This is a genomic window from Streptomyces sp. NPDC054813, assembly GCF_053611365.1.
In genome coordinates this window covers 1-12,227 of the sequence record NZ_JBSHAF010000061.1, presented here as the reverse complement: position 1 = coordinate 12,227, position 12,227 = coordinate 1, and the positions used below count along the sequence as shown (strand labels likewise).

General features: G+C 67.0%; 11 protein-coding genes and 4 pseudogenes. 11 read left to right on the top strand and 4 right to left on the bottom strand.

The window, feature by feature from the left end; translation table 11 throughout:
• Positions 1-236: 236 nt before the first annotated feature.
• Positions 237-722, bottom strand: a complete 486-nt coding sequence (locus ACWGJB_RS49525) for a MarR family transcriptional regulator (protein ID WP_453386593.1) — start codon at positions 720-722, stop codon at positions 237-239.
• Positions 723-806: 84 nt separating this feature from the next.
• Between ACWGJB_RS49525 and ACWGJB_RS49520 the strand changes: the two genes are divergently transcribed.
• From ACWGJB_RS49520 to ACWGJB_RS49475, 10 genes and pseudogenes are all read left to right on the top strand, one after another.
• Positions 807-1,658 (top strand): NAD(P)H-binding protein, encoded by an 852-nt coding sequence (locus tag ACWGJB_RS49520; protein WP_453386592.1) that lies wholly within the window; start codon positions 807-809, stop codon positions 1,656-1,658.
• Positions 1,659-1,687: 29 nt separating this feature from the next.
• Entirely contained in the window at positions 1,688-2,245 is a 558-nt protein-coding gene (locus ACWGJB_RS49515; RefSeq protein WP_453386591.1) for an anthrone oxygenase family protein, read from the top strand.
• An 11-nt stretch (positions 2,246-2,256) separates the two neighbouring features.
• A complete protein-coding gene (locus ACWGJB_RS49510; protein ID WP_453386590.1) occupies positions 2,257-3,111 on the top strand; it encodes an alpha/beta fold hydrolase in 855 nt (284 codons plus the stop codon).
• Positions 3,112-3,682: 571 nt separating this feature from the next.
• Positions 3,683-3,895 (top strand): annotated as a pseudogene (locus tag ACWGJB_RS49505) (hypothetical protein); the annotation flags it as partial.
• 142 nt (positions 3,896-4,037) lie between these two features.
• Positions 4,038-4,178 (top strand): hypothetical protein, encoded by a 141-nt coding sequence (locus ACWGJB_RS49500; RefSeq protein WP_453386594.1) that lies wholly within the window; start codon positions 4,038-4,040, stop codon positions 4,176-4,178.
• 144 nt (positions 4,179-4,322) lie between these two features.
• Positions 4,323-5,338, top strand: a pseudogene (locus ACWGJB_RS49495) (integrase core domain-containing protein).
• Between the two features lie 39 nt (positions 5,339-5,377).
• Positions 5,378-6,462 (top strand): annotated as a pseudogene (locus ACWGJB_RS49490) (integrase core domain-containing protein).
• Positions 6,463-6,671: 209 nt separating this feature from the next.
• Positions 6,672-7,244 (top strand): annotated as a pseudogene (locus ACWGJB_RS49485) (transposase); the annotation flags it as partial.
• A gap of 44 nt (positions 7,245-7,288) precedes the next feature.
• Positions 7,289-8,113 (top strand): glutamate racemase, encoded by an 825-nt coding sequence (locus ACWGJB_RS49480; protein ID WP_453386589.1) that lies wholly within the window; start codon positions 7,289-7,291, stop codon positions 8,111-8,113.
• 271 nt (positions 8,114-8,384) lie between these two features.
• Positions 8,385-8,873 carry a hypothetical protein gene (locus ACWGJB_RS49475; RefSeq protein ID WP_453386588.1) on the top strand — a complete coding sequence of 163 codons (489 nt, stop codon included), beginning with the start codon at positions 8,385-8,387 and terminating at the stop codon, positions 8,871-8,873.
• A 36-nt stretch (positions 8,874-8,909) separates the two neighbouring features.
• Here the strand turns inward: ACWGJB_RS49475 and ACWGJB_RS49470 are convergent, their stop codons facing one another.
• Positions 8,910-9,488, bottom strand: coding sequence for a dihydrofolate reductase family protein (locus ACWGJB_RS49470; protein ID WP_453386587.1), 579 nt, complete (start codon positions 9,486-9,488; stop codon positions 8,910-8,912).
• A 178-nt stretch (positions 9,489-9,666) separates the two neighbouring features.
• Positions 9,667-10,269 carry a dihydrofolate reductase family protein gene (locus ACWGJB_RS49465; RefSeq protein WP_453386586.1) on the bottom strand — a complete coding sequence of 201 codons (603 nt, stop codon included), beginning with the start codon at positions 10,267-10,269 and terminating at the stop codon, positions 9,667-9,669.
• Positions 10,270-10,423: 154 nt separating this feature from the next.
• On the opposite strand from ACWGJB_RS49465, the gene ACWGJB_RS49460 reads away from it, so the two are divergent.
• On the top strand, positions 10,424-11,431 hold the full coding sequence (locus tag ACWGJB_RS49460) for a sigma-70 family RNA polymerase sigma factor (RefSeq protein ID WP_123972349.1): 1,008 nt from the start codon (positions 10,424-10,426) through the stop codon (positions 11,429-11,431).
• A gap of 379 nt (positions 11,432-11,810) precedes the next feature.
• On the opposite strand, the gene ACWGJB_RS49455 is transcribed toward ACWGJB_RS49460, so the two are convergent.
• Positions 11,811-12,143 carry an EF-hand domain-containing protein gene (locus ACWGJB_RS49455; RefSeq protein ID WP_453386585.1) on the bottom strand — a complete coding sequence of 111 codons (333 nt, stop codon included), beginning with the start codon at positions 12,141-12,143 and terminating at the stop codon, positions 11,811-11,813.
• Positions 12,144-12,227: the final 84 nt, after the last annotated feature.

The window sequence follows — 12,227 nt, the reverse complement described above, 5'->3', positions numbered from 1 at the left end:
CAGGCACAAGATCATCTGACACCTGCAGAACTCTGCCGCCCTGAGACCCAACTGCCAAGCCCCACAAGCGAACTCATTCTGAAATGATCAGTAAAGAGGACCCCCGGCGGCGCCGAGGTCGACGGGCACCGGACGTCGTGGACCCGGCATGCCCAGCTCAGGGTGCCAGGCGAACATGATGTCCGGTTCCGAGCGGGGCGTGGAGCCGAGGTTGGACCCGGCCTCTGTGGATGCCGTCAGTTGCTGGCCAGTCCCTCGGCTGCGTTACGCCCGGCGTCGGCGGTACGGCGGAGGAAGTCGGCGAGCCGTTCGAGCTCGGCGTCGTCGTAATCGGCGCAGATCTGCTCCACCGAGGAGTTCATCCCGGCGAAGAGCTCAAGCAGTTCGGCGTTGCGGTCGCGCAGGGCTCGGACCAGGAAGGCCCGGCGGTCCGCCGGGTCGCGGTCGCGGGTCACCCAGCCAGCGCGTTCAAGCCGGTCGAGAACCCCGGTCGTCGTGGCGGCGTGCAGTCCGGCTCGTCGCGCCAGGGCGGTCGGGCTCAGCGGACCGTGGGTGTTGATGAGGTCGAGGCAGTCCAGGTCGATGTCTTTGAGCCCGAGGCGGGTGCCGACCTGGCGGTTGAGCAGAGTCAGCTCGGCGCCCAGCTCGCGCAGACCCTGCTTGACCTCGACCGTGGCCCGTCGTCGACGGCGGGCCGCATCCCCAGATGCTTCGGAAACCATAATGTACGCCTCCCAAATCAATATGATACGGTTCTCGTATATTACGGCACTCGAACGACGGGGCCGGAGTGAGGGGGCATCGACATGTTCGTGGTGATCGGAGCGACCGGGAGCGTCGGGCGTGAAGCGGTGAAACTGTTGCTGGAGGCCGGCGAGAAGGTGGCGGCAGTAACCCGCGATCCAGCCGCCGCTCTGCCCGATGGGGCGCGGGTAGTGAATGGAGACCCGTCCAGGCCGGACAGCCTCACGGCGTTGCCGGACGGCGTCGAGGCGGTCCTGCTCAGCCCGCGCGCTGTCAGTGGAGCCGCCGCTGAGCTGCTGTCGCTGGCCGCGGCTCGGGGCGCGCGGCGGGTGGTGATGCTGTCAGCCGCGACCGTGGAACACCCTGCCGGCCACCGGCGGTTCGCCGACGAGTTCAGGGCGGTGGAGGAAGCCGTCAGGGACTCCGGCCTGCAGTGGACGTTCCTGCGGTGCGCCGACTTCGCCGCTAACACGCTGGCCTGGGCCCCACAGATCCGCGCGACCGGCGTCGTGCGTGGCGCCTACGGCGATGCGGCGACCTCGCCGATCCACCAGCGCGACATCGCAGAGGTGGCCCTACGGGCGCTGGCGGACCCCGGGCACGCGGGGCGCGCCTACCTGCTCACCGGCCCACAGTCACTCGACCAGCGGGACAAGGTCCGCCTCATCGGCGAAGCCATAGGCCGGGACCTGTCCTTCCAGGAGCTCCCTCCCGAGCAGGTCCGCCAGGCCATGCTCGCTCAGGGCCTGGCCGAGGACCTCCCCGACCGGCTCCTTGGCTCCCTGGCCGACTACGCCCACACGCCGGGCCCGTCCACGGGCACCGTGGAGCAGCTCCTGGGCCGCCCCGCACTCACCTTCGCCGCGTGGGTCGCCGACAACATCGCCGCCTTCGCGGCCCCGGCCGGCTCATGAGCCGACGGCCGCACCAGGGAGGAACGAACGTGCCGAACACTGCGGCTTCCAAGGTGGCGCGGTGGGGCAGCCTATTTTTCTCGGGAGTTTTCGCGGGCTTCCTCGTCGCCGTGCTCGTCCTCGAACTGTCCCTGCGTGGCTTCGACCGTCACGTGTACACCCAGGTCCGCCAAGTCGAACTCGATTCGCTGGACAAGCTCGCGGTCGTCACGCTCCTGCCGGCACTGATCGCCACGGCATTGCTCGTCGCCTTCACGTTCAAGGCGAGAGGGAGCACCCCCTGGTTGACGCTGGTGGCCCTCACGTTGCTGGTCGGGATCCTCGCCCTGACGCTCGTGATCAACATGCCCATCAACGCCGACCAGCTCGACTGGAATGTGCAGGCGCCGCCCGCGGACTGGGTGACCGTACGTGATCACTGGCAGATCGCCCACGGCGTGCGGACAGGCGCGGCCGTGCTCGCGTTCGCAGCCTTGATCGCCAATGCGACGGGAACATCACACGGCGCCCACCAGGCGACACCGACGCCGCCGCACCACGGGCCCCCCGCCGCATCAGAAGATTCCCCGCTGCGCCAACGGACATGAGGGAGATCGACATGAGAGAGATCGAACTGTCCGCCGGGACAATCGAATACGAGGACACCGGCGGCGATGGCCCTACGATTGTGCTCCTGCACGGGCTGATGATGGACGCCTCGCTGTGGGACGGACCGATCGCCGACCTGTCCGCCGACCACCGGTGCGTAGCACCGACGCTGCCGCTCGGCGCGCACCGTCGCGCGATGCACGCCGACGCCGACCTATCGCTGCCCGGGGTGGCACGGCTGGTCACGGAGTTCCTCAACCGCCTCGATCTCCACGACGTCACCCTCGTCGGCAACGACACCGGCGGAGCACTCGTCCAACTGCTCATGTGCGACGGCGCCGCACGCGTGGGACGGGCTGTGCTCGTCTCCTGCGATGCGTTCGACAACTTCCCGCCAGGACTGACAGGCAAGACACTCGTGCTCACCGGCAAGCTCCCGCCCCGGATGTTCGGGCTGTTCATGCAGCAGATGAGGCTGCGGCCGCTACGGCGCCTCCCGATCGCGTTCGGATGGCTGACCCTGCGCGGAGACGCCGCCACAGCCCGCTGGACGAAGCCGGTCATGAAGCAGCCCGAGATCCGCCACGACGCCGTACGAACACTGCGAGCCGCAGCAGCAGACACCAACCTCCTCCTTGCCGCGGCCGAACGCCTGCCGAATTTCAACCACCCCGCCCTCGTGGTCTGGGCAAGCGGAGACCGCGTGATGCCACCCGAGCACGGCCGACGCCTCGCCGAACTCCTCCCCCACGGACGGCTGGTCGAGATAGCAGACAGCTACACCCTCGTCCCCCTGGACCAGCCGACAAAACTCGCACAACTCATCCGGGAGTTCAGCCACGCATCCGACGCAACCCAGGACTAAACCGCTGTGGCGTAGCCCGATTGTGCACCTGCCATTCAAGAACCGATTCACGACGCACATCGGTGCAGACAGGAGCAAATAATCATGGTCAACGTAGGGCTCCTGAGAGCACATTGATCACGACTCAAGACAGTCCCTAACCGAGTCCCCTGCTCGGGCACTGGCTGCGCCCGCATTTGGACCACTCGCCTGCCGAATGGTGAGACGTGGGTCCCATCCGGAGGGGTCGGTGTCACAGTCCGGGGCCGGCTTCCCCTCTTGGGATGTAACCGCAGCGACCCCGGCAGGAGGAACTCATAAACCCCGACAGCCAGCCTGACGCACTGTCGAATTTCCCTCTGGGCAGCGCCAGAGATGGCAGCACACCTCCCGCCGCCCTGCTCCCGGGACCGCACTCGTCTGGGCTGCGGACGCACGGACGGAACGTCCGCACCATCGCAGTTGCGGTGAAGCCGGATGCCGGTGCCAAGCCTCACACCAGACGAGGGACGCATCCATCGAGAACGACACCAGCCTGAGCACCGGGCTTGGAGCCTGAACCACGCAGAATCGCACTCAGAAAGGATTTAAAATGAAGCGCAAAATGACCGCCCTGCTCACGGTCGCCAGCATTGCCGCGGCGACCCAGATCGCCCTGGGAACCGCGCCGGCGTCCGCCTCCGGCCTTGCGTACCAGCTCAAGAACGTCGCCACGGGGAAGTGCATGCGGGGCGTCCGGTCCACCAGCACCTACGCCGTCACGATGGTGACGTGCAACCGGAATGACGCCAATCAATGGTGGGGCGTCGCCCAGGGCCAAGTACACGAGGTCTACGGAAACCTGGACACGGACGTCTGCCTGGCCGTCCCCAAGAGTCCGAGCGGTGATTTCGCCAAAGGTGGTCGACACGACGAGCTGCCGGAACACCTCGGCCTATTACCTGGGAATGAGCACGATTCCCAGGGCGAACAGGCCCACGACCCTCGGAACCGTGCCGGGATACATCGGACACTATTCGTCCAGCGACTCCTACCCGAGCTGCTACCAGATCGACGGCAATTACACCAAGTGGCTCTGGGTGCCGTAAACAGCACCCTGCATGCTGAGCCAACGGGGCGTTGATCAACACGCTGAACTTGACAGAGAAGCGAACCTGTGGGGCTCGTAAAGTCATCGCTGCAGGTGAGCAGCGGTGTACAGGGTTGTCGGTGGTGGCTGAGACGCTGTCCCGATGGTCGTGTCGCTGTTGTACCGCGCTGCTCGCACGATGCTGTCCCTACCGGCTGTCCTGCTGCGCCGAGAAACCGCCAGGGACGCCGAGTTGTTGGTGCTGAGGCATGAGAACTCAGTCCCGCGCCGTCAGCTCAAGGTCCCGGTCCGCTACGAGTGGGCCGACCGGTTCTGGCTCTCCGCGCTGACCGCAAGCTGATCGCCAAGAAATGGGACTACTCCGGCCGCCGCAGCCGCAAGGGCCGACCCCCGACTGCGGCCGCGCTCAGGAAGCTCGTGCTGAGCTTGGCCGGCGAGAATCCCCGGTGGGGACACCGCAGGATCCAGGGCGAGCTTGCCCGGCTGGGGCATCCGATCGCACCGTCCACGGTCTGGGGGATCCTGAACGCCGCGGGCATCGACCCGGCTCCACGCCGGTCCGGCCCCAGCTGGCGCGAGTTCCTGACCGCCCAAGTCCAAGGGATCATCGCAGCTGACTTCTTCCACGTGGACACCATGCTCGGAAAGCGCCTGTACGCCATGGCGTTCCTGGAACACGGCACCCGCAGACTGCACATCACCGGCGTCACCGCCCACCCCACTCGGGCCTGGGCGACGCAACAGGCCCGCAATCTCGCCGACCAACTCGACACGCGCATGGAGTCCCTGCGCTTCGTGCTGCGCGACCGCGACGCCAAGTACGACCCGTCCTTCCACGCCGTCTTCGAAGCCGAGGACATGGACGTGCTGCTCAGCGCGCCACGGGCGCCACGGATGAACGCGCACTGCGAGCGGGTGATCGGCACCGTCCGCCGCGAGGCCCTCGACCACGTCCTGCTCATGAACGAGGCCCACGCCCGGCAAGTCCTCGCCGACTTCGAACGGCACTACAACGCGCATCGACCTCACCGGGCCCGAGATCAGAGACCCCCTCACGCCTCCGGGCAGCCCGCCACCGTCCACGACCTCGATAGCCACAGACTCCTGCGCACCCGCATCCTCGGCGGCGCCATCAACGAGTACCGGTACGCCGCTTGACCTGCGGCGATGACTTGCCGAGCCCCACACGACCTGCGGATGTCGCTGTCGGTCGTCACCGCGCTGGTCCGGAAACTGATCACAGTGCCCGCTGCCGTGCTGCGCAGCCGCATGGCCAAAGATGCGGAAGTTCTCGCGCTACGGCATGAGAACGCGGTGCTGCGCCGCCAGATCGCCCGGGCCGCTACAAGCCCGCCGACCGGGTCTGGCTCGCCGCACTCTCCCGGCTGATCCCGCGCGAGCGCTGGCGCCAGGTCTTCGCGGTCACCCCCACCACACTGCTGCGCAGGCACGGTCAACTCCTCGCCCGCAAGTGGACGTTCACCCAGCACCGCCGCCCCGGGCGACCTTCTACCGCGCCCATCGTCAAGCAGCTCATCATGCGCCTGGCCCGGGAGAACAGTACCTGGGGACACCGGCGGATACAGGGCGAACTCGCCCGCCTGGGCTACGCGATCGCCCCGTCCACGGTCTGGGAGATCCTGCACGCCGCCGGCATCGATCCCGCCCCGCAGCGCTCAGGGCCGACCTGGCGCCAGTTCCTCGCCGCCCAGGCCCAGGGCATCATCGCCGCCGACTTCCTCCACCTCGACACCGTCTCGCTCAAGCGCCTGTACGCCCTGGTCTTCATCGAACACGACACCCAGCGCCTCCATCTCGCCGGCGCCACCGCACACCCCACCGCTCAATGGACCGTTCAGCAGGCCAGGAACCTCGCCATGACGCTGGGGCGCCGGATGGACTCGCTGCGCTTCCTCATCCGGGACCGGGACAACAAGTACACCAGCGCCTTCGACGCCGTCTTCGAAGCCGATGATGTGGAGATCCTGCTCAGCCCACCTCGGGCAACGAGAGCGAACGCGATCTGCGAGAGAGTCGTGGGCACCCTCCGCCGCGAAATCCTGGACCGCATGCTGATCTACAACGAAGCCCACGCCCAAGCAGTGCTCACCGAGTACATCCGCCACTACAACGGGCACCGTCCCCACCAATCCCGGCAGCAGCTACCCCCGAACAGCGACCAACCGCCCGCCCCGGCCACCGTCACCGACCTCCAGACCCACAGAATTCGACGACAACCCGTCCTCGGAGGCCTCATCAACCAATACCAGCACGCCGCCTGACCCAACGACATCAGCACAGGTCACAGAACGAATCGTATTTTCGAGCAGCACAGGCACCCATCTCCCCACCCGGACTGCCCCCGCATCACCGATTGGCCGGCCAGTGACAGTGTCAGATGTTGCCCTCGACGCGTGTCAATGAAAGGACGCCACACTTAGGGCTCGCAGATAGGCACGGTGGCGGTAGCCCGGTAGCAAAGCAGATCATGGTGGAGTCCTACGACCGGATCGTCGGCCTCGTCCTCGACCAGATCGCAGTCGACGGCTCCATCACCAAAGCCCCCGGCGGCGGTGAGGCCGCAGGCTGCTCACGGGCAGATCGCGGCAAACAGGGATTGAGGCGCTCAGGTATGACGGATGGTTATGGAATCCCACTCGGCCGTGTGCTGGCTGGAGCGAACCGTCACGACTCCCCGCTGCTCGCTCCGACCCTGGACCGCCTGGAAGACCTGGGACCGCTGCCCGACGACATCACCGTGCACCTGGACGCCGGCTACAACTTGGGCAAGACCCGCACCCTGCTCCACGAACGTGGCCCTGCACGGCCGCATCGCGCACAAGGGCGAGAAGGCACCCATCCAGGAGAGTCAGAGGGTGGCACGTCGAACGCACCCACGCCTGGCAGAACGCCTTCCACCGCCTCGCCCGCTGCTACGAGCGCCGGGCCACCCGTCATCGACGCCTTCTTCGACCTCGCCGACACCATCATCACCGTGCGTCGCCTGATCCGCCGAGCATGGACCACTCACCGCTGGAACGACCGCCCCCACCGCAGTCCGTGACGGACCACCATCTGCGCCAGTGGTCGGCTGGTAACTTGACTCCCATGATGGTGGCATTGATCGACTCAGGGCTTGGCCTCCTTTCCACCACAGGATGGCTTCGGAACCTCGCCCCGGAACTCGATCTGCTTCTGCTTCTGGACCCCGACGGCGCCCCCTGGGGATCGAGAACGGCCTCCTTCGTCACGGACCGTCTGTTCAGTGCCGCACAATTGGCCGTCCAGCGGGGCGCGAAGGCCATCGTGGTCCCCTGCAACACCGCCACCGTCACCGCGATCGACGCTCTGCGCGAGAGTTTTGAACCCCGTGTGCCTGTGATCGGAACCGTGCCCGCCGTGAAGCCGGCCGCAGCGGCCGGCCAAGGCATCGCCGTGTGGGCAACCGCCCGGACCACGGCGAGTGACTACCAGGATCGCCTGATCGCGGACTTCGCGAACGGTCGGCCTGTCGCGCGTGTCGCATGCCCGGGTCTGGCCGAGGCGATCGACCACGGAGACATGACCGCAGTAACGGAAGCGATCGCCGACGCGGCCGAGCGAACCCCTCAAAATTGCGACTCCGTAGTGCTGGGATGCACGCACTACCCCCTGGTGGCGCCAGAAATTCTGCAGAGCCTGCCCACCGGAACCACCCTGTACGACAGCGCGGAGGCAGTCGCCCGCCAAACACTTCGGCGGTTGGACCGAACCACGGAATCGCACAGCACCACGGGCTCCATCGACGTGGTACTCAGCGGTCGCCGCGGAAACCTCCCAGCAGGCGCCCACGCCTACCCGGTGGGCCGCGCCCTCGCCACCGCAGCGCGGGTGCCCCGCGAAATTCTCATCTCCGCCGCAACCCGCTCCCCGATGGCTGCTCCTGCGATCTGACCAAGCCACGGAACCCCGTACCTTCTCGGCACGTACGACCACTCCGTTCGAGGCAGGCCCTGGGTGATCACAGAGTGTGACAGCTCTGTGATCACCCAGGGCCTGCGCCTGTTTCGCGACAGGGCTCCTCACCGCGCCTATCCGCGCGGGTTCTTAGAAGCGATTCTCAAAGCGGACGTAGCTTCAAGTTTTCGCTGTTCAGGCATGGAGTCGTCGCCGGGTAGGCAGGCTGGATCCGCCGTGTTCACGCTTGCTGTGTCGGAGGTGGCGGATGCCGTCAGTGGTGGAACTGCTGGAGGAGCGGGAACGGGCCGCGCTGGCACGGGCGGAGGAGCTGCGCGCCGAGCTGGAGCGAGTCCGGGCGGCGGTGGCCGAGGCCGAGGAGGCCGCGCGGCGGGCGGCTGTCGCCCGTGAGGAGGTCGTCGACGCCCTGGCCACAGTGCCGGCCGTGCCGGGCACCGACGTGGTGGAGGCCGTGGGCGCTGCCGTGCCCAGGGTGGAAGTGCCGCGGTGGCATCGGGGGTTGGATCGGGCGGTGCTGCCGGGGGACTGCGCGGCGATCGTGGCGTTGGTCGAGGATGAAGCGGCCGGCGACGGGGGCGGCGTGCGGGCCCGGCAGATGCGCGATCATCTCGGGTGGCGAGCCAGTGATGCGCGGGGGCAGGCCGCTCGGTTCCGCGCCAAGCGGCTGGTGGAGCGCGGGTGGTTGAGCGAGGAGCAACCTGGGCTGTTCAGGCCGCGGTCGGGGCGGGCCGGCTGAGGCGGCGGGGATGCTCGCCGCCCACCATGTCGCTTCTCAAGCCTCGCGGGCGCGCTCGTAGGTCAGGTGGACGAGGCCGTTCCCCACGGTCTTCGTGTGGATCAGGCGCAGGGGTCGCTTGTCGCTGGTCTCGCCGAACAGGCGCTCGCCCGCGCCGACCGTAACCGGGAAGACCGTCAGGCGCAGCTCGTCGACCAGGTCGTGCTCCATCAGTGTGCGCACGAGCGGACGGCTGGCGTACACGACGATCTCCCCCTGTATCTGCTGCTTGAGCTTCGAGACCTCGCTGACTACGTCGCCTGCCAGGACGGTGGCGTTCGTCCATTTGGGCTCCTTGAGCGTCGTGGACACGACGTACTTGGGCAGACGGTTCAGACTGTCCAACCACTCGCCGCCCATCATTGACGACCGTGCGCCGAAGTACTCGTCGCTCCGCCGACCCATCAGCAGCGCCTCGGCGGCTTGTGCCTCGGCCAGTTCGAGCTCCGCCCACGCCTCCCAGTCCTGGTGCATGAACTGAAGAAACCAGCCGCCGTGCCTGAACCCTCCCTCGCCGCTCGGGTCCTCGACGACGCCGTCGAGCGTGACGTTCTGGCTGACCACTATCTTTCCCATCTTGATCCTCCTTGTCTCCGGGGCGCGCCCCGGACTGGGACCGCCTCCAACCAGGTAGACACCGGCCCAGCCAAGAACTGGGCGCGCAGACACGGCAAAGTGGCGGGCCACCGTACAGATCGTGCGCCGCCACGAACGGTCACCACCGGCAAGGTCACCCTGGAACGCGTCTACGCACTCACCGACCTGACGGTGCAGCAGGCCAACGACGTAACCCTGCCTGGTAGGTGAGGTAGGCAAGGCTGTCGCCAACGGTGCGGGTGCCGGCAAGGCGCAGGCGTTTCGGGGTGCCGGACTGGTCGAAGAGGCGGTTGCCCGCGCCCATCACGAGCGGGAAGACCGTCAGCCGCAGCTCGTCGACGAGGTCGTGCTCGATCAGCGTGTGCACGAGCTGGGAGCTGGCGTAGACGCGGATCTCGCCGTTGACCGTGTCTTTCAGCCTCGCAACCTCATCCGCGATGTCACCGTCGAGCACCGTCGAGTCGTTCCAGCCGGGATCTGTGAGTGTGGTGGAGGCGACGTATTTGGGCAAGTTGTTAATCCTGTCCGCCAGTCGGCCGGTCCGGGATGGGTATCGTGCGGCGAAGAACTCGTAGCTGCGTCGCCCCAGCAGCAGGACCTGCGCGCCCAGGGCGTCGTCGAGGATGAGCTTGTCCCATGCTTCGCGGTCGGTCGGGGCGAGCCCGGCGCGCCAGTCGTAACGGCTGAAGCCCTCCTCGCCGGTCGGGTCCTGGGTGACTCCGTCGAGTGAGACGTTCTCGAAGACGACGATCGTTCCCATGTCGATGCTCCCATGTTCGGGTGGTCGGACTACCACTGAGGTAGACACCGCGGCATCGGCAGAACTTGGCGCGCGTCAGCCGCCCAGTTGGCCGGTCAGCCGGTGTCCATACCCGTGGGAAGTGCGATGTGGTGACGGAGAGGGTGACCCGAGGATGGCGACCGGCGATCTGATGTCGAAGGCGCGGGCCGGCGACGGTGACGCGTTCCGCGCATTGGTCCAGCCGTACCACGCGGAGTTGCAGGTGCACTGCTACCGCATGCTCGGATCGTTGCAGGACGCCGAGGATGCCCTGCAGGACACGCTACTGGCCGCCTGGCAAGGCATCGTGGGGTTCGAGCGGCGCGCCTCGATGCGCACCTGGCTGTACCGGATCGCCACCAACCGGTGCCTCAACGCGCGTCGCTCGGTGAGTCGGCGCCAGGCGAAGGAGTGGAACGTGCCCGATGTCGAACCGCCCGAGCCGACCCGGCTCGGTGAGGTCGTCTGGCTGCAGCCTTATCCCGACACCCTGCTCAAGGCCGTGATCGACGCGCCGCTCGGGCCAGAAGCCCGCTACGAGCAGGCCGAATCGATCTCCCTGGCGTTCGTCACCGCTTTGCAGGTACTGCCGCCTCGTCAACTCGCCGTTCTCGTCCTGCGTGACGTCCTCGGATTCCACGCCCGCGAGGTGGCCGACATGCTCGACTCAACCGTCGACTCGGTCAACAGCGCCCTCAAACGAGCCCGCGCCGCCCTGCAACGCCACCAGCCGCCGGCCGCCCACCACCAACCTCCCGCCCCCGGCTCAGCCTCTGAGGACGCGATCGTGGCGAAGTTCGTCCGCGCGTGGGAGTGCGCCGATCTCGACGCGCTGGTGGATCTTCTCACCGACGACGTCTTCTTCTCGATGCCGCCAGTGCCCTTCGAGTACGAGGGCAAAGACCTCGTTGCCCGCTTCTGCGCCAGCGTCTTCCGGTCTGGCCGGAGGTTCGACCTGGTGCCGACGCGAGCCAACGGTCAGCCCGCGTTCGGAGCGTACCTGCGCGCCCCCAACGGCATCAGCCACGGGACTGGCCTCTACGTCCTCACCCTCGCCGACCACCGCATCAGCGCAATGACCCGATTCGAGAACAGCGTGCTGCCCTGTTTCGGGCTTCCACGCTCACTCTCGAGCCGATAGCTGCCCACTCAGCCAGCCGCGTCAGTCGCCTGAACTGGCGTCAGAAGTGATCCCAATCCGGACGTAGGGTCACGTTTCCGTATGTCAGGAGTGGAGTGGCCGCTGGGTAGGCAGGCTCGTTCCGTTGGTTCGGATGCGAGGTGTTCGGAGGGGGCCGATGCCGTCGGTGCTGGGGGTGCTGGAGAAGCGCGAGCGGGTGGCGATCACCCGAACGGGAATGATACGCACGGAAGTTCGAGCGGCACCGTATCCCTCGGTTTGGGAATCGCTTCTGAACCCACACGGCCAGGAGGTGCTACGCGACCCACGCCGCCACGCGGCCGCTAGCCAGGGGCAGGCCCTGGCATAAGCGCGGGTCCGGGGGCGTATCCGGGGACTGTCAGGCGGTGACCTTGCCGAAGATGTGGTTGGCGGGAGCGTCGGGGTCGTTGCCGTAGAAGAACTCTTCGAGTGCCTGGTGGAACTCGTCACGGTCCAGTCCGCCGGAGCCATCGAGGTCCAGAGCGGCAAAAACGGCGGCGCTGTCCTCGCCGGGGACTGCGGCGACCGAGTCGAACATCTGCTGGAACTCGGCCTGGTCGATCTTGCCGTCTCCGTTGAGGTCGACGAGGTCGAAGAAGCAGTTGGTGACCGGCGCAATCTGCTGCGGGTAGAGCGCGCGGTCGGTCAGGACACTCTTGATTCTTGGAAGAGCCGAAAAAGGCTCTTCCAAGAATTTCGTAGGCGTTGATCGTCTGGGTGTTCCTCGGCGCTCGTGCGCTGCGTTCGTGCAGGCTGGGTGTGTGTGACGTCGAAC